This is a genomic window from Halomonas hibernica, from assembly GCF_013183775.1.
Taxonomy (GTDB): domain Bacteria; phylum Pseudomonadota; class Gammaproteobacteria; order Pseudomonadales; family Halomonadaceae; genus Vreelandella; species Vreelandella citrativorans.
The window spans coordinates 683,327-706,484 of record NZ_VIFN01000001.1 but is presented as its reverse complement, the minus strand read 5'-3'; the positions used below and the strand labels follow the sequence as shown (position 1 = coordinate 706,484).

Genomic DNA, 23,158 nt, shown 5'->3' with positions numbered 1-23,158 from the left:
GCCCTGCCACGTCGTGACACCTTTCCAAAAACGCCGCAAGGGAGAATCAGGTGCCGGATGCTAACCCTTTTTGGGCAAGCAATTCCGTCAACCGTTCAACCACTTCCGGTATGCTCAGACGCGTGGTATCAAGCGTAATAGCATCATCTGCCGGCTTGAGAGGTGCCACGCTGCGCTGCGTATCGCGTGCATCGCGTGCCTGAATCTCCTTCAAAAGACTCGAAAGACTAGCATTCATGCCCGCTTCCTGCAACTGAAGATGGCGACGACGTGCTCTTTCCTCAGCACTAGCAGTTAGAAATATCTTTAACGGCGCGTCTACAAATACGACGGTGCCCATATCACGGCCATCTGCGACAAGGCCTGGCGCCTTCTGAAAATCTCTTTGCCGCTGAAGCAGGGCTGCACGCACAGCGGGAAGCGCCGCCACCTGGGATGCCCACTCGCCAGTCTGCTCAGTCCGGATTGCCTGGCTTACTTCATCACCTTCAAGCAGCGTGCGGGGCTTACCATTTTCGATGGGAAATGCCACATCCAGCGATTCAGCCAATGCAGCAACAGCCGCTTCGTCATCAAGCGCAATACCATGCTTAACCGCCGCAGTGGCGGTTAGCCTGTATAGCGCTCCGCTGTCGAGTAAATGCCAGCCTAAACGCTCGGCAACCAAACTGCTGATGGTTCCCTTACCTGCCCCACCTGGCCCATCAATGGTCAGAACAGGGATTGGCTTAGTCATTCTCGCCCTCCACGTTAACCCCCATGCCAATTTTATTGGCAAGCTCAACGAAGGTGGGGAACGACGTAGCAACATTGGCGCAGTCATCAATAATGATGTCATCACTTGCGCGTAGTGCGGCAATGGCAAAGGCCATAGCGATACGATGGTCACCTAAACTATCAACGCGCCCACCACCGTAGCTTGCAACCTCGGCATTGGCGTTACCGACAATATCGATTCCATCGTCAACCACGGTATGTTCAACGCCCAAAATTGCCAACCCGTCAGCCATGGCCTGAATACGGTCGGACTCTTTGACACGTAGCTCTTCTGCACCACGAAGACGCGTGGTGCCAGCAGCGTTTGCCGCCGCGATAAACAGCGCAGGGAACTCGTCAATCGCCAAGGGCACTTGATCAACCGGGATATCAATACCTTTCAAGGGTGCATAGCGGATACGAATATCAGCAACCGGCTCGCCACCCACTTCAGCTTCGTTAAGAAGCTCAAGGTTGGCGCCCATTAACGTAAGAATATTAATAACACCAATGCGAGTCGGGTTGATACCGACATGCTCCAGGGTGATATCAGCACCCGGCGTTATCGCAGCCGCCACCATAAAGAACGTCGCCGATGAAATATCGGAAGGAACGTCAATGGGGCCAGCGCTCAAGGCACCGCCACCTTGCAACCAACAGGTGTCCCCTTCGCGTGACACAGAATAACCAAAACCATTAAGCATACGCTCGGTATGGTCACGCGTTGGTGCAGGCTCACGCACCCGCGTCTCACCTTCAGCATAAAGCCCAGCCAACAGCAGGCATGATTTCACTTGAGCACTTGCCATAGGCATATCGTAGAAAATACCTTTGAGCGCCGCGCCACCTTTAATTTTAAGTGGCGGCCGACCACCTTCGGCCGTCTCAATGGAGGCACCCATCAACCGCAACGGGTCCGCCACGCGTCCCATGGGGCGTTTGGTTAGCGACTCATCGCCGGTAAGCTCGCTATCAAATGCCTGCCCGGCTAAAAGCCCCGAGAACAGGCGCATCGCCGTTCCTGAGTTGCCCACATAGAGTGGTCCGGCCGGAGCCTTAAGCCCCTTCATTCCCACGCCATGGATAGTGACACATCCCTGGTGAGGCCCCTCAATCGCAACGCCCATCTCACGAAACGCTTGTAGTGTCGCCAGGCTATCTTCACCTTCAAGAAACCCTTTGACCTCGGTGACGCCTTGAGCCAGCGCTCCTAGCATAATAGAGCGGTGTGACATCGATTTGTCACCCGGTACGCGCAAATGGCCTTTCGCCTGGCCGCCAGGCCGAACTCGGTAGGTTACCTTGCCTTGTGGTTGCATATTGTATTCCGCTTGGTAGCTGGTTTTATTCAATAACGTATCAAAGTAATGGCGTGCGTGGCTGGCACGATCAAAGGTCGCAATAAGGGCATCGCTATCGCCTCGCTCAATCGCGTGACGTAACTGAGCCAAGCCTTCTTCAAAATCATCTAAAGATGCCAGAACCGCCTCACGGTTAGCCGTAAAAATATCCCGCCACATGACCGGGTCGCTGCCTGCGATGCGCGTAAAGTCGCGAAAACCACCGGCGGCATAACGGAAAATTTCAAGCCGCTCATCCTGGCGGGCTAGCGTATCCACCAGAGAAAAAGCCAGTAAGTGGGGTAAATGACTAGTGCGTGCAAGGACCTGATCATGGCGCTCAACGTCCATTTCCAACACATTCGCGCCGCAGGCCTGCCACAATGCACGCACGCGCGCCAACGCATCACAATCGACCCTTGGTTCAGGCGTCAAAATAACGTTGTGATCAGCAAAAAGCCGCGGATTAGCCGCCGCCACACCGCTCTTTTCTGACCCCGCAATAGGATGCCCCAACACCATATTGGCTGGCACCGCACCAAACACACGCTCGGCGCAGTCACGAATAGTGGCTTTGGTACTGCCCACATCGGTTAGCACCACATTGGCCGCCGCTTGCGAAAGCACGCCTGCCAACGATGCCATCACCGACTCCATGGCAAGCACAGGAACCGCAAGGACAATCATGGTAGCGCCTGCCACCTGGTCAGCGAGCGTGGCGCCCCCCGTATCGATTAACCCCATTTCGATACCGCGAGCGATTTCATCTTCGCTTGGATCGCAAGCCACAATCACGCCATTAAACCCTGAGGCGCGCAGCGCTGCTGCGAGTGACCCACCAATCAAGCCGAGACCAACGATCAATAGCCGCTGTTCATTACAGGAAGGTGTTTCAACGACCGATGATGCCATAGCGATCACAGCACGCCCTGCGGATAGGAACCTAAAACACGAAGCTCCGAGGCGCGTAACCTTACCTCTTCCAACACGGCCGCAACGCGCGGTTCGTCAGCGTGGCCCTTAAAATCGATAAAGAAAACATAGTTCCATACGCCCGTACGTGATGGGCGCGTCTCGATACGCGTTAAATCAATATGATGCCGATGGAAAGGCTCAAGCAGGTCGTGCAGTGCGCCAGGTTGGTTACGCATGGCCACGACAATGGAGGTTTTATCATCCCCTGCCATTGGCACACGCTCACTACCAATAATCAAAAACCGGGTCGAGTTATCCGGGCGGTCTTCGATTTTGTCAGCTACGCGCTCAAGCCCATACAGTTTGGCCGCCATATCGCCTGCAATGGCCGCACTGTGCCATTCAGTTTTGACCAGCTTGGCAGCCTCTGCATTCGAGGAAACAGGAACCCGTTCGGCGTGTGGGTAATGTGCATCCAGCCACTTTCGGCATTGGCCAAACGACTGGGGATGCGAATAAATGCGGGAGATTTTATCGCGACGCGTCGTATCACTGATCAGCAGGTGATGGTGAATGCGTAGCACCACCTCGCCACAAATATGGATAGACGAATCCATAAACGTATCGAGGGTATGATTCACAACGCCTTCTGTTGAATTTTCAACAGGCACTACGCCATAGTTCACGGCACCCGCTTCTACTTCACGAAACACTTCATCGATAGCTGCCATGGGTAGGCTAATGGCGCTTTCGCCAAAGTGCTTTAGTGCCGCCTGCTGAGTAAACGTCCCTTCAGGCCCCAGATAAGCCACTTTGATCGGCTGCTCAAGCGCCAAACAAGCCGACATGATTTCTCGAAACAGCCGCGCCATTTCTTCGGAATCCAGCGGCCCCTTGTTAAGCGACATAATCCGTCGCAGCACTTGTGCTTCACGCTCAGGACGGTAAAACACCGCATCCTTATCGTGAGCCAGCTTTACATGCGCCACTTTTTGAGCACAGTCAGCGCGCTCACTGATCAGGCGTAGTATATCGCCATCAAGTTGATCGATACGTTGGCGTAGGTCATCCAGATTGATCGACGAGTCGGACATGATTATTAGCCTCTTCGCTGTTCAAAATCAGCCATAAAAGCAACCAGCGCATCAACGGCTTCTTCGGGTACTGCGTTATACAAGCTGGCACGCATACCGCCCACGCTACGGTGCCCCTTTAGATTCAGTAGTCCCGCTTGGTCGGCCTCTTGCAAGAACGCTTTATCGAGGGCTGAATCAGCCAGCACAAACGGCACGTTCATACGCGAGCGATTAGCCACTGCAATGGGATTGCTATAGAAATCGCTGGCATCAATCGCGCCATAAAGCTTTTCCGCTTTACGCTGATTAATGGCATCCATAGCTACCAGGCCACCGACATCATCACGTAACCACTGGAATACAAGCCCTGCCAGGTACCACGCATAGGTTGGCGGCGTATTCACCATTGACCCAGCGTCTGCGAGCTTTTGGTAATCAAACAGCGACGGAGTATTGGGGACCGCCCGGCCGAGCAAATCATCACGCACTACGGCAAGGGTTAGACCTGCCGGCCCAATATTTTTTTGGGCCCCAGCAAAGATAACGCCAAAGTCTGCAACATTAATGGGCTTGGACAAAATATTGGAGGACATATCGCAGACCAACGGCACATGCTGGCCATCTTCGCGTACAGCCTGCGGCGTATAGTCAAATTCCAGCCCGCCAATCGTCTCATTGGAGGTGTAGTGCAGATAGGCCGCATCCGCACTTAGCGTCAACGCATCCTGGGAAGGTACACCCACATACCCACCCGCCTCACTGTTTCCAGCCAAGTGGCATGCATAGCCAAGTCGCTTGACTTCGCTAATCGCTTTTTTGCCCCAAATGCCCGTTTGGATAAAGTTGGCACTACCGCCCTGGCCCAGCAGGTTCATCGGCAGCATGGCAAACTGCATGCTGGCGCCCCCCTGCAGGAACAGCACCTTATAGTTGTCGGGCACACTTAGCAGCTGACGGAAATCGGCTTCCGCCTGCTCAGCAATGGCTATAAATTCATCGCTGCGATGGCTCATCTCCATAACGGATAAGCCACGCCCTTGGTAATCTACCAGCTCGTTGCGGGCTCTTTCGAGCACCGCAACAGGCAGGGCCGCTGGCCCTGCACAAAAGTTATAGTGACGTGTCATCAGTCGCCGTATCCTGTGCGCTGTCGCCCGCGTTGTCTGGCTCACCCTCTTCATCCAGTGCTTCAAGTTCACTGTCACCAGGCTCATCAACACGAACTGTTTTAACCAGTTTTTCTTCTTTACCCAGACGGATCAGCATAACGCCCTGGGTGTTGCGTGAGGTGGTAGACACCTCTTCCACACGCGTACGTACCATCGTCCCGCGGTCTGTAATCAGCATCATCTCATCGCTGTCATACACCTGCATGGCCGCCACAAGGGCACCGTTACGCTCGCTGGTCTGCATGGCGATAACCCCTTGGCCACCACGCCCGCGCAGCGGGAACTCTTCCAGGCGTGTGCGCTTGCCATAACCATTTTCGCTGGCCGTTAGAATGTAGATCTGGCCTTCTGCCTGGGTGCTTTCAGCAACGGTTTCTTCTGCCTCATCAACATCCGTATCAGCCTCAGCATCAATCTGCTGGCTCTTGGGAATGATCAGACTGATAACCTCAGCACCCTCTGCCAAGCGCATGCCACGCACACCTCGAGCGGTACGGCCCATTGCGCGAACATTGCCCTCTTCAAAACGGATCGCTTTACCGTTAGAAGAGAGCATCATGGCGTGGTCAGCGCCTGACGTAATAGCAGCACCCACCAGGCGGTCGCCCTCTTCAAGGTCAATGGCAATCAGGCCAACGCTGCGCGGACGCGAGAACTGCTCCAGGCTGGTGCGTTTCACCGTACCATTGGCGGTCGCGAAGAAAATATAGTGCTCGGGGTCGTAGTCACGCACCGGCAAGATGGCGTTAACCGACTCACCCTCTTCAAGCGGCAGCATATTGACCAGCGGTTTACCGCGCGAACCACGGCTCGCTGAAGGCATCTCGTAAACTTTCAGCCAGTACACTTTACCGCGGTTGGAGAACAGCAGAACGGTGTCATGGGTCGACGCAACGAGCAGATGCTCAATCACATCCTCATCTTTCATCGATGTTGCCGACTTACCGCGCCCACCACGCCGCTGCGCCTGGTAATCCGAAAGCGGCTGAGTTTTGGCATAGCCGGAACGCGACACGGTCACCACCATGTCTTCTTCGGCGATCAAATCTTCGATTGAGAGATCCAGATGGCTTGCCTGAATCTCTGTACGCCGATCATTACCATACTGGTCGCGCACGGCATGCAGCTCTTCACGAATCACTTCCATTAGCCGGTCGGCCGAGGCAAGAATTTCGGTGAGTTCTGCAATTTTCTCAAGAATAGAGAGGTACTCATTGAGCAGCTTCTCAGTCTCAAGACCGGTCAGACGATGTAGGCGCAGCTCAAGGATGGCTTGCGCTTGAGCCGGCGACAGGCGGTATTCGGTCGCGGAAGGGTTAAGGCCAAAGCTTTCATCCAGCTCTTCGGGCTTGCACGAGGTAGCACCTGCCCGCTCAAGCATGCCGGTAACCTGCCCCGGTTGCCATGTTTTCGCCAGTAGTTTCTCTTTCGCCTCGGCTGCGCTGGGCGAGGCCTTGATCATCTCGATGATGTCGTCAATGTTCGAGATAGCCACCGCCAGACCTTCAAGAAGGTGGCCACGCTCACGGGCTTTTTTAAGCTCAAACAGCGTCCGGCGCGTCACTACCTCACGGCGGTGACGAATAAACGCCTCTAACATCTCTTTTAGGTTCAACGTGCGGGGCTGGCCATTCTCCAACGCCACCATGTTGATACCAAACACGTTTTGAAGCTGTGTCTGAGCAAAGAGATTATTAACGACGACTTCACCCGATTCGCCACGTTTAATCTCAATAACCACGCGCAAGCCGTCCTTGTCCGACTCGTCGCGCAGCTCGGCAATGCCTTCGATTTTCTTCTCTTTGACTAGTTCGGCGATTTTTTCAATCAAGCGCGCCTTGTTCACCTGATAAGGCAGCTCGGTAATGATGATGTGGTCACGGCCGGTTTTATCATGGTGCTCAATTGTATGGCTAGCGCGCACATGGATGCGGCCACGCCCGGTGCGATACGCATCTAAAATGCCAGCGCGGCCGTTGATAATCCCCGCCGTGGGGAAATCAGGGCCAGGAATGTACGCCATCAAGTCATCCACCGACAGCGTGTAGTCATCAATCAGCGCTAAACAGCCGTCAATCACTTCGCGCATGTTATGCGGCGGAATATTGGTTGCCATGCCCACGGCAATGCCCGACGAGCCGTTAATCAGCAGGTTGGGAACTTTAGTAGGCAAAACGGCAGGGATGCGTTCGGTGCCGTCGTAGTTATCGACCCAATCGACGGTATCTTTCTCAAGATCGGCAAGAAGCTCGTGCGACAAACGCGACATGCGCACTTCGGTATAACGCATGGCAGCAGCGTTATCACCATCGATAGAACCGAAGTTACCCTGGCCATCGACCAGAACGTGGCGCATTGAGAAGTGCTGCGCCATACGTACGATAGTGTCGTAAACCGCACTATCACCATGCGGGTGATATTTACCGATGACATCGCCGACAACACGCGCCGATTTCTTGTACGGTTTATTCCAGTCATTCCCCAGCTCATGCATGGCGAAGAGCACACGCCTATGAACAGGTTTCAAACCGTCACGCACATCGGGTAGCGCGCGGCCGATAATGACACTCATCGCATAGTCGAGATACGACTGTTTGAGCTCGTCTTCAATATTGACGGGCAAGATTTCTCTGGCGATGTCACCCATGAAAGTCAGATCCTTTGCACTGCATTGGCACTGCGAGAGTTGAAAGCGCTAAAAGTACCGCCTTTAAAAAAGACGATGCGCAGATACTGCTACATCATACCACTGCATCCGCACCAAGGGCAGCCAGGACACTCCCCTTGATTATTAAGGCGTAAACTGCTCTTTGGTAAGTAGTAATGCATTCAGCCGCTCGGCAAGCTCATTTTCAATCACCGAGGCTTTATTCGCCCGCATATCGAGAAGCACAAACGTAAGATCGGCCTGTGCAACTAATACGCCATCGCTGCGATAGATCCGGTGATGACACAGCGCTCGGCGCTCACCTACCTCGACGATACCCGTCAGAATAGTCAGGTCATCGCCCTGAACAGCGGCGGCGCGGTAGTCAATATTCAGATTCACCACCACAAATGCCCGCCCCGCCTGATGGAACTCGCTAATCATCGCTGGGTACTCATCAAAAAACGCCCAGCGCCCCTCCTCCATAAACTCAAGATAGCGTGCATTATTGACATGCCCGTAGCCGTCCAAGTGGTAGCCACGTACACGCAGCTGAACGCGAGAAGGTAATACCGACATAACAACTCCTTTTAATAAACACGAGCGCAAGCCAACAGGCTCATTAGCCACTACCTCAATCAAACACAGGTTTAAAACACATACAACTTATACCTAAGCGGCAAGGTGCTGGCAGGAACGCCCCGCTTTCGACATAATGTGCCACCTTTTGGATAGGACTGGTGACATGTGGTTTAAGCACCTGCATTTATATCGCCTACATGGCGCCCCTGAGCTCGACAGTTCAACGCTTGCCGACGCATTGCAAGCACATGCGGCCAAACCGCTCGGCAATGCGGATGCTCGCCGACTAGGCTGGACAGCACCAGCAGGCCGCCTTGGCGGCGGTCAACTGCTACATGAAATTCAGGGCCACCGGCTATTATCCGTGCTGCGTCAAGAACGCCTGCTACCTGCCTCTGTTGTCAAAGAGGAAGTCGACGAGCAGGTCGCTGATATAGAAGCGCGCGAAGGTCGCAAGGTGACGCGCAAAGAGAAAACCGCGCTTAAAGAGCAGGTGACGGAAGCGCTTCTGCCTCGTGCCTTTGTACGCAGCCAAAAAATTGACCTTTGGTGGGACACGCGACGCCACTTGATCGGCATCAATGCCAGCTCTCGTACCCGTGCTGAAGACTTGCTAGACCTATTGCGAGAAACCTTAGGCAGCCTCAAGGCAACGCCCTTGTCATCCCAAACACTGCCTATTCGTGCGATGACGACGTGGCTTGGCGACCCTGCTAGCCGCCCAGCAGATTTACAGCTGGGTGACCAGGTGGAACTTAAAGCCAAAGGCGACGATGGCGTTCTCCGCGCTCGCCAGGTCGACCTGGATAGCGATGAGATCCAACAACTACTTGAGAGCGGACGTCAAGCAAGCAAGCTCGCCATGAGCCTTGAAGGCCGATTGAGCTTCGTTCTGCATGATGACCTGGCTCTGAAATCGTTGCGTTTTGGTGATGCCTTGATTGAAGAGGCCGACCATGCTGACGACGGCGATGACGCTCTAGCCCGGCTTGAAACCGACTTTATTTTGATGGCCCAAGCGTTATCCAATGACGTTGTTCGTCTGATAGAGTGGCTGGGTGGTGAAAACAAGCAGGAACCTGCTGCCCCGTTAAGTAACTAAAGGGTTGATCGCGCTGCTATGAATTGTTCTTTATTGTTTATCATCCAACGGATCGCATGACTCATCACAACGACGCACCCAACGCACTGAACGCCGCTGACCCATGGGCGGATATACGCCCTTATACAGACAACGAAGTGGCCGATGTTCTCGCGCGACTGGCCCGCGATAGCGAGCTTCTTAATGCGCTTACTCGTTTTCGCCTTCCCCGCATGGCGCGCTGGGTTCCACCGCTTGCCCGAACGCTTGCAAGCCACGCGATACAGCGTGAAGTAAAAGGTGTAGCAACGGTGCGCGATTTTCAAATGCGCATCGCAAGCTACATGGATCGCATGATCCGCACCACTACCGACGCGTTTGAAGTGGCAGGCCTGGACAAGCTCGACCCAAATAGTGCTTATCTGTTTATTGGTAACCACCGGGATATTTCGCTCGACCCCGCGTTCGTTAACTACGCACTCTACCAGGCGGGCCGCGATACGGTGCGCATTGCCATTGGCGACAACCTGCTTAAAAAGCCCTATGTCACCGATCTAATGCGGCTCAATAAAAGCTTTATCGTCCCCAGAAGTGCGCGCGGAAAGCGTGCCATGCTGGCAGCGTACCAACAGCTTTCTGCTTATATTCGTTACTCAATTACCGATGACCAGCACTCCATCTGGATGGCTCAGCGTGAAGGCCGCGCCAAAAACGGCATTGACCGCACCGACCCCGCTATTATCAAGATGCTGACCATGGCCAAGCGTAATGCCGAGCGAGACATGATGTTTGGTGAGGCGGTAGCCGAACTCAAGCTGGTGCCTGTCTCGATTAGCTATGAATATGATCCTTGCGACGTGCAAAAAGCGCAGGAGCTACACGACGTGGCAACAGAAGGTAGCTATGCTAAAAGTGAATTTGAAGATATTCGCTCTATCGTTGCTGGCATTACCGGTGATAAAGGCAGAGTACAGCTGCGTTTTGGCTCCCCAGTAGGCGCCGACATGGCGACTCCCGATGAAGTAGCCGCAGAGATTGATCGTCAGGTTATCGGTGGTTACCGCCTCTTCCCAAGCCACTATTTAGCCCTGGAAGCACTCGGTGAAGCGCCGGAGTTAGTTGCCCGTAAAACCATCACTCGCCAGGACCGCGAACGCTTCCAGGCGCGAATGGCGGCGGTGCCGGAGAATCTGCGTCCTTACTGGCTGGCTCAGTATGCCAATCCGGTAAAACACAAAGCAGGCCGTTTAACGTTAACGTAGTAGGCTAAATCACTGGTCTAAACGTAGACAAGCCATACTCGCTGCACTAAAAATGCTATGGTCAATGCATGGACTGGCTTCGCTTGATAATCAGCTCAAGCGCCGCGTTAAGGAGACTCTTATGTCTGCATCAGAAATTCAAAAAACACGTATTATTAATGAACTGCGCGGTTTCATACGCAAACTGCTTCAAGATCCTGACATTCTTGGTCAGTCGCTGGTAATCGCGCGTCAGCAATTAAGCGAAGGCAGCAGCCCGGCTGTAATGGCGCGAATCGCCAATGAGATATCTGGCACTACCAGTGTCCACATTCCGGAAGATCCTGCCGAGCATTCAGAGGCTGACAAACTGTTTTTAGAGCTTTTAAAAGAGGTCGTGCAAGAAGAGCAAGCACTTTACTAACCACCCGACATCAAGACTGCACGCGCTTTAACGTCAATTTAAACGCCTGCATCGTACCTTGTTACCGGCCATCTGCCGGCTAACTTCGCCGTTTTATTGTTATCGTCTAACCGGAATTATCATTCACCATGTCTAACTCTGCCACGCGCAATATTCTGGTGACCAGCGCGCTCCCCTACGCTAACGGAGCGATCCACCTCGGTCACTTACTTGAATATATCCAAACCGATATCTGGGTACGTTTTCAGAAAAGCCGTGGCCAGCAGTGCTACTACGTTTGCGCCGATGACGCTCATGGTACGGCCATCATGCTGCGTGCCGAGCAGGAAGGTATTACGCCTGAAGCCTTGATTGACCGCGTCTCACGCGATCACCAGGAAGACTTCGCTCGCTTCAACGTTGACTTTGACAACTACCATTCCACGCATTCGGAAGAGAACCGGCACCTCAGTGAGGTTATCTATAAGCGTCTGCGTGATAAAGGCCATATCGCCACCCGCGATATAGAGCAGATGTACGACCCGCAAAAAGGCCTGTTCCTGGCGGACCGTTTCATCAAAGGCACCTGCCCGAAATGCGGCACCGACGACCAGTACGGTGATAATTGCGAAAAGTGTGGTGCCACTTACACCCCCGCTGACTTGATCAACCCGGTATCCGCCATTTCCGGCGCAATCCCGGAAGTACGCTCTTCAACCCATTACTTCTTTAAATTGCCGGACTTTGCCGAGTTCCTGCAGCGCTGGATCAATGATGGCCACGTGCAGCCACAGATTCGTAACAAGCTGATGGAGTGGTTTGAATCAGGCTTTAACGAATGGGATATCTCCCGTGATGCGCCCTATTTCGGGTTTGAAATCCCCGACGCGCCGGGCAAATACTTTTATGTATGGCTTGATGCCCCTATCGGTTACTTAGCCAGCTTCAAGAATTTGTGTGATCGTGACGGCATTGATTTCGATAGCTACTGGAATAAAGACTCCAACGCCGAGGTCTACCACTTTATTGGGAAAGACATTGTCTATTTCCACGCACTTTTCTGGCCAGCCATGCTGCATGGCGCTGATTTACGCACGCCCACCGCGGTAAATTGCCACGGCTTTCTGACCGTAGATGGTGCCAAAATGTCGAAGTCGCGCGGCACCTTTATCAAGGCTGCGACCTATGCCGATTACTTGAATCCCGAGTACTTGCGCTATTACTTCGCGGCCAAGCTGACGTCCAAAGTGGACGACCTGGACCTCAACCTGGATGATTTTGCCGCACGGGTTAATTCAGACCTCGTGGGTAAAGTGGTTAACATTGCCAGCCGCTGCGCCGGGTTCGTTAAAAAGTTAGGTGGCGGCACCCTTTCAGCGCACTGCGCCGAACCGCAGATGGTCGCCCGATTTATCGCCGCGGGCGATGACATTGCCGATGATTTTGAAGCACGCGAATTTAGCCGTGCCATGCGTAAAATCATGGAGTTGGCGGATGAAGCCAATACCTATATTGCTGAGAAAGAGCCTTGGGCGCTCGCTAAGCAAGATGGCCGTGACCAAGAAGTGCTCGAGATTTGTTCAGTCGGCATCAACCTCTTCCGCCAACTAATGGTGTACTTGGCCCCCGTGGTACCCACCATGGCCGCTCAGGCACAAGCCTTCTTGAAGCTTGATTCACTTAACTGGGAAAGCCGTCATAATGTGCTGGTTAATCATAAGGTGGAGAAATTCAAACCTCTAATGACCCGCGTAGAGCGTGACAAAATTGACGCCATGATTGAAGCTTCCAAGGAGGATTTGGTGGAAGAGCAAAAGCTTAAAGAAGCACCCAAAGGGCCTCTAGCAGATAACCCCATTGCCGCCGAAATTAGCTTTGACGACTTTGCCAAGGTAGACCTGCGCATTGCCCGGATCACCAAGGCACAGTACGTAGAGGGCGCGGACAAGCTGCTGCAATTAACGCTGGATTTAGGCGGTGAAACCCGCAACGTTTTCTCCGGCATTCGCAGCGCCTATGCGCCTGAGGCGCTTGAGGGACGTCTTACCGTCATGGCAGCCAACCTTGCGCCGCGTAAAATGCGTTTTGGCCTTTCCGAAGGCATGGTACTTGCCTCTGCCAATAAAGACGGCATTTATCTGCTTTCACCTGACGCTGGTGCCGAACCCGGCCAACGTGTAATGTAGCCGACCTTCAAGCACTTCCGGGGGGTAGAGACGACCAAGCTCTACCCCCTTCTTACGTGGATTGCTTAATAAACCTTTTATAAGACTCTCCGTTTAGGCCTGATTATGCGTCGGCACTTCTCTCAATCACTGCGTTTTCAATTTTTAGTAGCGTTGAGTGGTGTGCTCTTGCTCGCACTATGCTCGTTAGTCATGTTGAGCAAGTGGTTTATTGTTCCCGCGCTGCACGAAGAGGAACGCGGCATGATCAGCCAAGAGCTAAAACGTATTGAGCGTAGCCTCGCCTTGGCCCAGCAAGATCTTTTAACTCAAGCACGTGACTGGGCAAACTGGGACGACACTTATCAATTCGTTCAGGATAACAACCCACGCTACGCCGAGGTTAATTTCAGCCCTGAAATGATGGAAGAGATGCGCTATCAGTTGATAGCGTTTTTCGACGCTGGCGGCGAGATATACTTCCTTTCAGGCTTAGCGCCTGACACTAACGATTTTACAACCTGTGCGCGCGTTGCTGACGATTGCGCCTGGATGGCACTGCTTATTGACAGTATCCAACGCTCGATAGACAACACCCCTGACCAGCAAGTCTTTTTCTCTCCGGGTATCAGTTCGCCAGCCATGGTAGCCATCACGCCGATTTTGCGCACTGATGGTAGTGGCCCAAGCACCGGCTGGTTAGCAAAAGTGCGCTTAATGGATAAGAAATGGGTAAAGCAGATGGAAAATGTGACCGGCCTTTCGATCACTATTCAACAACAACCTACCTCCAAGGCTATACCGTTAACCAATATTGAAGGCGAGACGATTCACGCCCAACACTTATTGCCTACCAATGTGCCCGCTATCAGCATCCTGGTAGGCACTCAGCTTAACCGTACTCATTATCTAGCAAGCCTTAGCACCATTCGTTATGTATTAATCTGGACAGTCTGCCTTATGCTGTTTGTCATTGGCTTTGTGCTCTGGCTTATGGAACGCATGATTTTAAAGCCGCTGAAAGCACTGGCCGTTTTTGCGAAACAGACTTCAAACGAAGACAGCAACCAGAACTCTGCACGGCTTTGCCAGCGTAATGATGAAATTGGCATGTTGGCTCGAAGCTTTGAACAGCAGCTAGGCCGCCAACGCAAGCTTAATGCTGAGCTTTTAAACCTTTCGACGCATGATGCTTTAACTGGCCTGCCAAACCGGCGGCTGTTCGACCAGCGCCTTCAAACGACGATTCATGAAATGGAAGCGTTATCGCAACCGTTAGCAGTAATGATGCTGGATATCGATCATTTCAAACTGTTCAATGATCATTATGGGCACCAACAAGGCGATAAGTGTTTAAAGCAAGTAGCCCAAGCGCTACAAAAAGTGGCTACCGCTCATAACTTTTTAATCGCCCGAACTGGGGGTGAAGAATTTAGCGCATTACTGCCCAATACCTCCGCCCAACAGGCAGAATATATTGGCCAGTTGCTGCATGATACGATAGATGCTTTAGCATTTCCTCACTTGGCCTCGCCCGTAGCGCCCTATGTTACTATTAGCGTGGGAATCGGGTCACTTAACGAAGGCACCGATATTTCTCCCAATGTGCTGATGAGCACCGCCGATCAAGCGCTGTATAGTGCTAAAGCGGCAGGGCGCCATCAGGTCCAGATATTCACACCGCCTAACGCTGATTTTTCAGCTGCCAGCCACGATACGTCACTATGAGTGAGTTATTCATCATTTTGGTCAGCACCGCGCTGGTCAATAATTTTGTCTTGGTACAGTTTTTGGGGCTCTGTCCGTTTATGGGGGTTTCCAACAAACTGGAGTCCGCCATGGGAATGTCACTGGCAACGACGTTCGTATTAACCCTCGCCTCTGCAGCAAGCTATGTCGTTTATTACGGCTTGTTGGTGCCTTTGGATGTTACTTACCTGCGCACTATCAGCTTTATAGTGGTGATCGCCGCCGTCGTGCAATTCACCGAAATCATGGTGCGCCATTTAAGCCCGTTGCTACATCAAGTACTGGGCATCTTTCTGCCCCTGATTACGACCAACTGTGCCGTACTGGGTGTTGCTCTGCTCTCGCTCAACCGTGAGCTTGGCTTTTTTCATACCACACTCTATGGGCTGGGGGCAGCGCTCGGCTTCTCGCTGGTGTTGGTCCTGTTTGCCGCCATGCGCGAGCGCTTGGCTGGCGCGGATGTCCCCACACCTTTCAAAGGGGCCGCTATTGCCATGGTCACTGCCAGCCTTATGTCGCTCGCCTTTCTTGGTTTTTCTGGTTTAACTCAAGGGTAATTTTCTACCATGAGTGATGGTTTTTCTCTCTGGGGGATTGTCAGTTCAGTTGGAATCTTGACGGGGCTTGGCATTGGTTTTGGCGCCCTGCTGGGGGCGGTTAGTGAACGTTTTAAGGGGGACGAGCACCCTCTTGTTGAGCAAATTGATGCGCTGCTGCCCCAAACTCAGTGCGGCCAATGCGGTTACCCAGGCTGCCGCCCTTACGCCGAAGCGATTAATGAGGGCGATGCACTCAACAAGTGCCCGCCCGGTGGCGAGGCCACCATTCACGCCTTGGCAGATCTACTCGGCCGTGAACCCGAGCCACTTGATGGCGAGGCGCCCAGCGAAGCCAACGTGGCGTATATCCGCGAAGCCGAGTGCATTGGCTGCACCAAGTGCATTCAGGCGTGCCCAGTGGATGCCATTATTGGCGCGGCCAAGCAGATGCACACCGTGATTGAGGATGAGTGCACAGGCTGTGACTTATGCGTTGACCCTTGCCCGGTAGACTGTATCGACATGCTGCCCCGGAGCACACCGCTTGGCCAGTGGCAGCCCGTTGTTTTACCCACTGGCGTCATTGCAAGCGACCGTACACCAGCAACAAGGGGGCCAGATGGCACACCCATTTGATTTCCCAGGCGGCATCTACCCACCGGAGCGAAAGGACCGTTCAACGCAATCACCGTTGCGACGTGCCCCGTTACCGTCGCAGGTCATCCTTCCACTGTGCCAGCATAGCGGCCGCCCCGCCACCCCCTGTGTGGCACGGGGCGATCATGTTCGCGTTGGCAGCCTGATCGCCAAGCGCGATGGTTTGATATCCGCAGATATCCACGCGACAGTGAGTGGCACGGTTAGCCAAGTAGATAGCGACGCTATTCACATAGACAGCGATGGCCAGGATACCTGGCAATATCTCCCCCCGCTCGATTGGCGAAAAACAGATGCACCCACACTGCTTACACGGCTGGATGACAGCGGTGTGGTCGGGTTAGGTGGTGCCGGTTTCCCGACCCATATCAAGGCTCGCGTGATTGAGCGCCATGCTATCGACACGCTGGTGATTAACGCCGCCGAATGCGAGCCTTACATTACGGCCGATGACCTCACATTACGGAATTATCCAGGCGACGTGCTGGAAGGCGCACAGCTCATCGCTGCCTTATGCGGTGCCCAACAGATCATCATCGGCATTGAAGATAATAAGCCCGAGGCCATTGCCGCCTTGGAGCATATCCTTCCAGACAGCCAGCCAGCCCGCGTGACGCTGGCCGTTATCCCTACTCGCTACCCAAGTGGTAGCGAGCGACAGTTAATTAAAAAGTTGTTGAACCGAACCGTACCCAGCCAAGACCTACCGGCAGATGTTGGGGTGCTTTGCCACAACCCCGGCACGCTACTGGCAGCACTTCACGCAGTGCGTGATGGCCAACCGTTGGTTGAGCGCGTGGTGACGCTCACCGGAGAAGCGATTAACCAACCGGGCAACTACTGGGTGCGCTTAGGAACATCCATTGAGAACCTGCTGGTTCATGCAGGCCTTGATAATGCCAAGCTTGGTCGCGTTGTTCAGGGCGGCCCGATGATGGGCAGCTCGCTTGAGTCGCTCACAGCGCCCGTGATCAAAACGACGAACTGCCTGATTGCGGCAACGCCTGACGAATTGCCGTCTGCGCCGAGGGAATCCCCTTGTATCCGCTGCGGAGCGTGTGAAAGCGTATGCCCCGCCCAACTGCTTCCTCAGCAGTTGCACTGGTACGCCCGCGCCCAGGACGACGACAAGCTAACGAGCCATCACCTGTTTGACTGCATCGAATGTGGCGCCTGTAGCTATGTTTGCCCCAGCCATATTTCGCTGGTCGATGATTACCGCGACGCCAAACGTCGCCTTCGCTACCAACAAATTGAAGCAGCCAAGGCCGAACATGCCAAGCATCGCTTCGAGTTTCGCCAGGCACGCCTGGCCCGAGAAGAGACAGAAAAACAGGCGCGCCGCCAGGCCCGGCTAGCGCACAACAAGCCCACCGACGGCAACGCCAGTAACGAGAGCACCAGCGCGCCTCCAGCCGACTTGCGCAGCCTGCGTATTGCCCAAACAGCGGCCAAGGCAGCGGTTAGAAAAGCCGAAAAAGTGCTCGCACGGGCAGCCCAGCAAGAGCCACAGCACTCCCATGAAGACCTGGAAACGCTGCTGGCGACTGCCCAGGAAAATCTTAAGGCCGCCGATTTACAGCTGGCGCAAGCGCGTGAAAGTGCTAAAGCACCGACCGCGGAGGACACCCCATGAGTATGTTTCACGCATCACAAGTAAGCGCCTCCTCTGCCAAGTCAACAACACCAGCAACGGCGTTATTAATGCGCTGGGTGGTGGTCGCCACACTCCCTGGCGTGTTGGCCATGACGTATTACTTTGGGTTGGGCGTACTCAGCAATATTGCCTTGGCGGCCATTATAGGCGTCCTTTTAGAGGCGGGCATGCTGCACCTTCGCAGCCGCCCCATCGCGCCAGCCTTAACGGATACCAGCGCCCTACTTACTGGCGTACTGCTGGGTGCCTCGCTCCCTCCGGCAAGCCCTTGGTGGCTAATTGGGGTCGGCATGATAGCCGCGGTAGTAATTGCCAAGCAGCTGTATGGTGGCCTCGGGCATAATCCGTTTAATCCGGCCATGGTGGGCTATGCGCTATTGCTGGTCTCATTCCCTACGTACATGACGCTGTGGGCGCCGCCTCAGCCACTCATTAGCGAGACGCTCTGGGCACAAATTCTCGGAACACTGCCTACGTCACAGCTTGATGCGCTTAGCGGTGCAACGCCATTGGATGCGTTCAAACATAAAGCCGAAGGGCTCTCTGCCGAGCAGTTCTGGCTAAGCGCACCGCTACCCGAACAAACGCTTGCTGCCTGGTACAGTATCAGCCTGGCTTGGCTTGCGGGCGGGGTGCTGCTGCTGTTTAAACGGATTATTAGTTGGCACATCCCCATCGCCCTGTTAGGTAGCCTGGTAGCGCTGGCAACGCTGTTTCATCTACTTGATCCTAACCGTTTTGCATCGCCTCTTTTTCACCTGCTAACCGGTGCGGCGCTGTTTGGGGCTTTCTTTATTGCCACCGACCCGGTATCCGCGGCGACCAGCCAGCGCGGAAAATTGCTGTACGGCATAGGCATGGGGGTGCTGATCATGGTGATTCGCAACCTGGGGGGCTATCCGGATGCGGTGGCTTTTGCCGTTTTGTTGATGAACCTGTGCGTCCCATTGATTGACCTGTACACCGTGCCACGCCCTCAAGGCCACGCAAAAGGCGCGCCAGGAGCATTGCGATGACGCCTATTATCGCCATGCGGCGTGGCGCTTTAACGCTGGGTATCTTCGCGCTCGTTACGGCAGGCAGCGTCGCGGTTACCCGGGCCTTGACCTCTGAACGTATTACCCAGCATCAGCAAACCTACAAGCTCCGCCAGTTGCAAGCGGTACTGCCTCAAGCATTAGCTGATACACCGACGGATCAAGTGCTAAACAGTGCCTTCAACTTACCCAATGCCGCCGCCCTGGGCCACCGAACGCCAGTGACAGGCTGGCAAATCAGCCGTGGGGATCACCGCGTTACTGTTCTGCCAGTGATCACCCGCCAGGGTTACAGTGGAGAAATTGATTTACTGGTAGGGATAGATGAGCAGCAGCGTATTAGCGGTGTGCGCGTGACCTACCATCAGGAGACCCCAGGCCTCGGTGATAAGATTGAGCGCCAGCGCAGCGACTGGATTACCCGCTTTAACGGATTAAGCCTTGATGAACTGCCACCAAATGCCTGGGCCGTTAAAAAAGAGGGCGGCCAGTTTGATGGTTTTACCGGCGCAACCATTACACCTCGCGCCGTTATTGAGGCCGTTCATAACGCTTTAGAGTACGCCGCAAATACGCCGCTACCAGGTAACATTGAGGAGCCGATTCGATGAGCCAATGGCAAGCGCTGACCCGTGACGGGCTTTGGAGCAATAATCCGGCATTAGTACAATTGCTGGGGTTATGTCCACTGCTGGCCGTCAGCACAACCGTGGTTAACTCGCTAGGGTTAGCCATCGCCACGCTGTTTGTCATGGTAGGCGCCAGCACCGCCGTATCGCTTGTGCGTCACCAGGTGCCGAATGCTGTTCGGCTCCCAGCCTTTGTCATGATCATCGCGGCGTTTGTTACCTGTGCTGAACTATTGATGGCCGCCTATGCCTACCCGCTCTATCAACTGCTGGGTATTTTTATTCCGCTAATCGTCACCAACTGCGCCATTTTAGGACGTGCCGATGCGTTTGCCTCCCGCCAACCGGTAGGACTTGCAGCGCTTGATGGCCTGATGATGGGCGTTGGTTTCGGTAGCGTTTTAGTGCTGCTTGGCGGGCTGCGTGAGCTATTGGGCCAAGGCACGCTATTTAGTGATATGGCGCTGCTGCTTGGTCCTATCGCGGCCAATTGGCAACTCACCCTGGTAGACGACTATCAATTTCTGTTTTTTGTGCTGCCACCTGGCGCATTTTTTGTGGCCGGGATGCTGATCGCGCTAAAAAACGTGATAGACCAGCGACGCGCCGCACGCGCCTTGCCTTCAGCGGCCACCCCACGAACAGAGCGCCGCGTCCGGGTCACCGGCATCATCAAGTAACCGTAGAGACACGCTATGAATGCCCAAAAGCGTCATGAAATTTTTGCTCGCCTTCAGGCAGCAGACCCGCACCCGACAACAGAGCTCAACTGGACGACACCTTTTGAGCTGCTTGCGGCGGTTTTACTTTCCGCACAAGCCACCGATGTCGGTGTCAATAAAGCCACCGCACGGCTCTACCCCGTTGCCAATACGCCCCAGGCTATTATTGACTTGGGGATTGATCAGCTTAAAGCGCATATCAAGACCATCGGCCTGTATAACACCAAAGCAGAGAACTTGATGAAGACCTGCCATATTCTGGTCAACCAGCACGGCGGCGTCGTGCCCGACACGCGCAGTGCGTTAGAAGCACTGCCAGGGGTTGGGCGTAAAACCGCCAATGTGATTCTGAATACGGCGTTCGGGCAGCCAACCATTGCCGTAGATACACATATCTTTCGTGTATCGAACCGTACCGGCATCGCCAAAGGCAAAAATGTCGTTGAAGTCGAACAGAAGTTAATACGCCATGTGCCCAAGGAGTTTAAACGGGATGCTCACCACTGGTTGATTCTCCACGGTCGATATACCTGCATTGCGCGCAAACCTCGTTGCGGAAGCTGTATTATAGAAGACCTGTGCGAGTACCCCGACAAAATCGAACTCGCCTAGCTTACGTTAACAGGAGACTCCTATGCCGATGCCTGCCACTTTGCCACATGACCAACCCATTGAGCAGCGTATTGACGCGCTATTTGCGCTCTCCCGCCAGCACGCTGACCACTTTGGCAGTGCAGACGCTTGGCTTTCACGCCAACGCTACCTGGCGCAACATCCTACGTCGATTGTGGTTATGAAATGTATGGATGGACGTATTCATATCCCACACGCCACCCGCACACCGCTCGGCATTATTACCCCGTTTCGTAACCTTGGCGGGATTTTCGATTTGGGTTGGCCGTATTTGGGTGAGCTACTTACCGACACCGTTATTGAAGCCGCCAACGCGGGGCGAGCCACGCTTTTATTGATTACTTACCACTTTTCCGATGGTAATCCGGCACGAGGATGCGCCGGATTCGCTTGCGACACCCAAGCCGCCAAAGCACACGCGCATACGATTGCCTACCAGGCCGATCAGCTATTTGGTGAAGATCATCAGCAGGTGTACCCGCTGGTGTGCGGCTTTGAAACGGATAGCGACGCTCTCATCCTTCACGGTCAGGACGACGCAGTATTGGATGTGCGCGAATGGGTTGGGCAGCCCATAGAAGCGCTCACCGCGCATCTACAGGCTATTTTCCCTGATATGCCTGCGGACATACGCCGGGATTTACTGCCTTTATTGAAAGGTAACCTGGCGCATGTCAATGATCTTCAGGGCGTTGAACGCGAACTGGATATTGAGCATCGTGAGTGGGCAATCTGTATTGGGCGTGGGTTCGACTTTTTGCACTTGCCTAATACAGCACTGATTATTGGGCCTTACGGGCCTGACCTGGCTGAACCGATTGGTACGGCCGCCACGATTATTGAAGCCAATATGCAGGCTGGCAAGATCCCCGATGATGGTTTTATGCTGCTTGCCTCAACACCGTATCAGCATAGCGGTGTGGATCGTGCCCGGGCGATGCTGAAGTCGCGTTTTTTATCCGAGTTCGCCGAGCACGTCATTCGGCGGGAGCATCCGCACCTTGCCCAAAAAATGCGCCGCCATACGGCTGTCGTTCACTGGCCAACCCGACGGCTGGATTCACTGGACTAGCGCGGTAGCGATAAGCCTGGCTGTAATAGTGCGCGGTACGCATCCCGCCAGGCGGGCCACTCCCAGGCCTGCGTGTTTATCTTCTTTGGCCGCGAATCAGGTGTGCTAAGCCACGCATGCAAACGCTTATAAAGGCCGTCTGGCGTACCATCATAACGGTAAGCATCCGGATATAGCTCAGGAAAACACAGCCTATCGGGCACTAGCGGTAATGCTCCACGCTGGGCAGCTTCCATAATGGCCAAGCCCTGAAACTCATGCCAAGTCGTCGAGACTACAATCCCGGCGGTCGCCAACAGCTCGCGGTATTGCGGTTCCGGCTGCGGGCCCCAGGCCACACTATGCGCTGCTAGTTTCTCCTGGGCGATATCAAAAATAGGCGGTGTTTGCCGAAAACGCTGACCCAATACGGCTAACTCAAAATCAATGCCCTGCTCGCTTAGCGCTATTAACGTATTGAAAAAGTCATCCGGGTTTTTGTCATACTCCCAGCGATGGTTCCACACAATACGCCGTGAAACCCGGCCATCAGCATGCGTTTCGGCTAGCGGTGAAATCGGTACGGGCAGTACGCGAGCACGTGAGCGTAATGCCTCAAGCGGCTTGGCGGCGGGCAGGTTTTCGGGCATTTTCTTTAAGAATTCCCGCACGCCGGTAAAAAACGAGTCGCGGTTATAGGCGGTGTTAAAAACAACGCTATCGGCGGCAAGCGCTGCATAGAGATTGACCATTTTTGCCTCTACCTGAGACATCTGGTCACTCGATTCCGGATAGGCGAACTGGTTTTCGTGAAAATAAACAATTTTTCTGGCTTGGCCCAAATGAGGGAAAAGCCCCAGAAGCGTCGCCAAATCCACCATCGACGTTGCCAATACAACGTCATAGGCTTGGCTAAGTGTGTCATGCTCTTTTAGCCACCAGCTAAGCGGGTTTCCGCGAATTCGCCAGGCAAAGTGACGCGGCGGCAAGCTTAGCGTTTGCCACGTTATCTCAGGGAGATGGGCCATTAAACTGTCTGCCCAGTAACGGTGGCTCACCGCTTCGTACGCTGAAAGTAGTAGAACGCGCATTAAAACCCTTGTTTTAAA

20 protein-coding genes are annotated in these 23,158 nt (G+C 54.1%); 13 read left to right on the top strand and 7 right to left on the bottom strand.

The features are described from left to right. Nucleotides 1-46: 46 nt before the first annotated feature. From cmk to FKN99_RS03255, 6 genes are all read right to left on the bottom strand, one after another. Entirely contained in the window at nucleotides 47-736 is a 690-nt protein-coding gene (gene cmk, locus FKN99_RS03280; RefSeq protein ID WP_172116550.1) for a (d)CMP kinase, read from the bottom strand. After that, nucleotides 729-3,008 carry a bifunctional prephenate dehydrogenase/3-phosphoshikimate 1-carboxyvinyltransferase gene (locus tag FKN99_RS03275; protein ID WP_172116549.1) on the bottom strand — a complete coding sequence of 760 codons (2,280 nt, stop codon included), beginning with the start codon at nucleotides 3,006-3,008 and terminating at the stop codon, nucleotides 729-731. Before FKN99_RS03275 ends, cmk begins: the two co-directional genes overlap by 8 nt. Before the next feature lie 5 nt (nucleotides 3,009-3,013). Continuing rightward, nucleotides 3,014-4,105 (bottom strand): prephenate dehydratase, encoded by a 1,092-nt coding sequence (pheA, locus tag FKN99_RS03270; protein WP_172116548.1) that lies wholly within the window; start codon nucleotides 4,103-4,105, stop codon nucleotides 3,014-3,016. 5 nt (nucleotides 4,106-4,110) lie between these two features. Then, nucleotides 4,111-5,214: a 3-phosphoserine/phosphohydroxythreonine transaminase gene (gene serC, locus FKN99_RS03265; RefSeq protein WP_172116547.1), complete on the bottom strand. Its 1,104-nt coding sequence runs from the start codon at nucleotides 5,212-5,214 to the stop codon at nucleotides 4,111-4,113. After that, nucleotides 5,198-7,903 carry a DNA gyrase subunit A gene (gene gyrA / locus FKN99_RS03260; protein ID WP_172116546.1) on the bottom strand — a complete coding sequence of 902 codons (2,706 nt, stop codon included), beginning with the start codon at nucleotides 7,901-7,903 and terminating at the stop codon, nucleotides 5,198-5,200. Before gyrA ends, serC begins: the two co-directional genes overlap by 17 nt. 144 nt (nucleotides 7,904-8,047) lie before the next feature. Beyond that, nucleotides 8,048-8,482 carry an acyl-CoA thioesterase gene (locus tag FKN99_RS03255; RefSeq protein ID WP_172116545.1) on the bottom strand — a complete coding sequence of 145 codons (435 nt, stop codon included), beginning with the start codon at nucleotides 8,480-8,482 and terminating at the stop codon, nucleotides 8,048-8,050. 166 nt (nucleotides 8,483-8,648) lie between these two features. Between FKN99_RS03255 and FKN99_RS03250 the strand changes: the two genes are divergently transcribed. From FKN99_RS03250 to FKN99_RS03190, 13 genes are all read left to right on the top strand, one after another. Then, a complete protein-coding gene (locus FKN99_RS03250) occupies nucleotides 8,649-9,587 on the top strand; it encodes a recombination-associated protein RdgC (protein ID WP_172116544.1) in 939 nt (312 codons plus the stop codon). A 56-nt stretch (nucleotides 9,588-9,643) separates the two neighbouring features. Next, on the top strand, nucleotides 9,644-10,828 hold the full coding sequence (locus tag FKN99_RS03245; RefSeq protein ID WP_172116543.1) for a 1-acyl-sn-glycerol-3-phosphate acyltransferase: 1,185 nt from the start codon (nucleotides 9,644-9,646) through the stop codon (nucleotides 10,826-10,828). Nucleotides 10,829-10,949: 121 nt separating this feature from the next. Continuing rightward, a complete protein-coding gene (locus FKN99_RS03240) occupies nucleotides 10,950-11,231 on the top strand; it encodes a hypothetical protein (RefSeq protein WP_087105533.1) in 282 nt (93 codons plus the stop codon). 128 nt (nucleotides 11,232-11,359) lie between these two features. Continuing rightward, on the top strand, nucleotides 11,360-13,396 hold the full coding sequence (gene metG / locus FKN99_RS03235) for a methionine--tRNA ligase (RefSeq protein ID WP_172116542.1): 2,037 nt from the start codon (nucleotides 11,360-11,362) through the stop codon (nucleotides 13,394-13,396). Between the two features lie 105 nt (nucleotides 13,397-13,501). Beyond that, nucleotides 13,502-15,103 carry a sensor domain-containing diguanylate cyclase gene (locus FKN99_RS03230; RefSeq protein WP_172116541.1) on the top strand — a complete coding sequence of 534 codons (1,602 nt, stop codon included), beginning with the start codon at nucleotides 13,502-13,504 and terminating at the stop codon, nucleotides 15,101-15,103. After that, the gene (gene rsxA / locus FKN99_RS03225; RefSeq protein WP_172116540.1) at nucleotides 15,100-15,681 is read left to right on the top strand and encodes an electron transport complex subunit RsxA; all 582 of its coding nucleotides are present in this window, start codon (nucleotides 15,100-15,102) and stop codon (nucleotides 15,679-15,681) included. Before FKN99_RS03230 ends, rsxA begins: the two co-directional genes overlap by 4 nt. A gap of 9 nt (nucleotides 15,682-15,690) precedes the next feature. Continuing rightward, entirely contained in the window at nucleotides 15,691-16,299 is a 609-nt protein-coding gene (gene rsxB, locus FKN99_RS03220) for an electron transport complex subunit RsxB (protein WP_172116539.1), read from the top strand. Continuing rightward, nucleotides 16,283-17,956: an electron transport complex subunit RsxC gene (gene rsxC / locus FKN99_RS03215; protein ID WP_172116538.1), complete on the top strand. Its 1,674-nt coding sequence runs from the start codon at nucleotides 16,283-16,285 to the stop codon at nucleotides 17,954-17,956. The genes rsxB and rsxC overlap by 17 nt, the downstream gene beginning before the upstream one ends. Beyond that, on the top strand, nucleotides 17,953-18,993 hold the full coding sequence (locus FKN99_RS03210; RefSeq protein ID WP_172116537.1) for an RnfABCDGE type electron transport complex subunit D: 1,041 nt from the start codon (nucleotides 17,953-17,955) through the stop codon (nucleotides 18,991-18,993). Before rsxC ends, FKN99_RS03210 begins: the two co-directional genes overlap by 4 nt. Further along, a complete protein-coding gene (rsxG, locus tag FKN99_RS03205; RefSeq protein WP_172116536.1) occupies nucleotides 18,990-19,625 on the top strand; it encodes an electron transport complex subunit RsxG in 636 nt (211 codons plus the stop codon). Before FKN99_RS03210 ends, rsxG begins: the two co-directional genes overlap by 4 nt. Beyond that, nucleotides 19,622-20,323 carry an electron transport complex subunit E gene (locus FKN99_RS03200; protein ID WP_172116535.1) on the top strand — a complete coding sequence of 234 codons (702 nt, stop codon included), beginning with the start codon at nucleotides 19,622-19,624 and terminating at the stop codon, nucleotides 20,321-20,323. Before rsxG ends, FKN99_RS03200 begins: the two co-directional genes overlap by 4 nt. Before the next feature lie 15 nt (nucleotides 20,324-20,338). After that, nucleotides 20,339-20,977, top strand: a complete 639-nt coding sequence (gene nth, locus FKN99_RS03195; RefSeq protein ID WP_172116534.1) for an endonuclease III — start codon at nucleotides 20,339-20,341, stop codon at nucleotides 20,975-20,977. Between the two features lie 22 nt (nucleotides 20,978-20,999). Then, nucleotides 21,000-22,070, top strand: coding sequence for a carboxysome shell carbonic anhydrase domain-containg protein (locus FKN99_RS03190; protein WP_172116533.1), 1,071 nt, complete (start codon nucleotides 21,000-21,002; stop codon nucleotides 22,068-22,070). On the opposite strand, the gene FKN99_RS03185 is transcribed toward FKN99_RS03190, so the two are convergent. Further along, a complete protein-coding gene (locus FKN99_RS03185; RefSeq protein WP_172116532.1) occupies nucleotides 22,067-23,140 on the bottom strand; it encodes a tRNA-queuosine alpha-mannosyltransferase domain-containing protein in 1,074 nt (357 codons plus the stop codon). The two genes, FKN99_RS03190 and FKN99_RS03185, sit on opposite strands and share 4 nt — an antisense overlap. Between the last annotated feature and the right edge of the window lie 18 nt (nucleotides 23,141-23,158).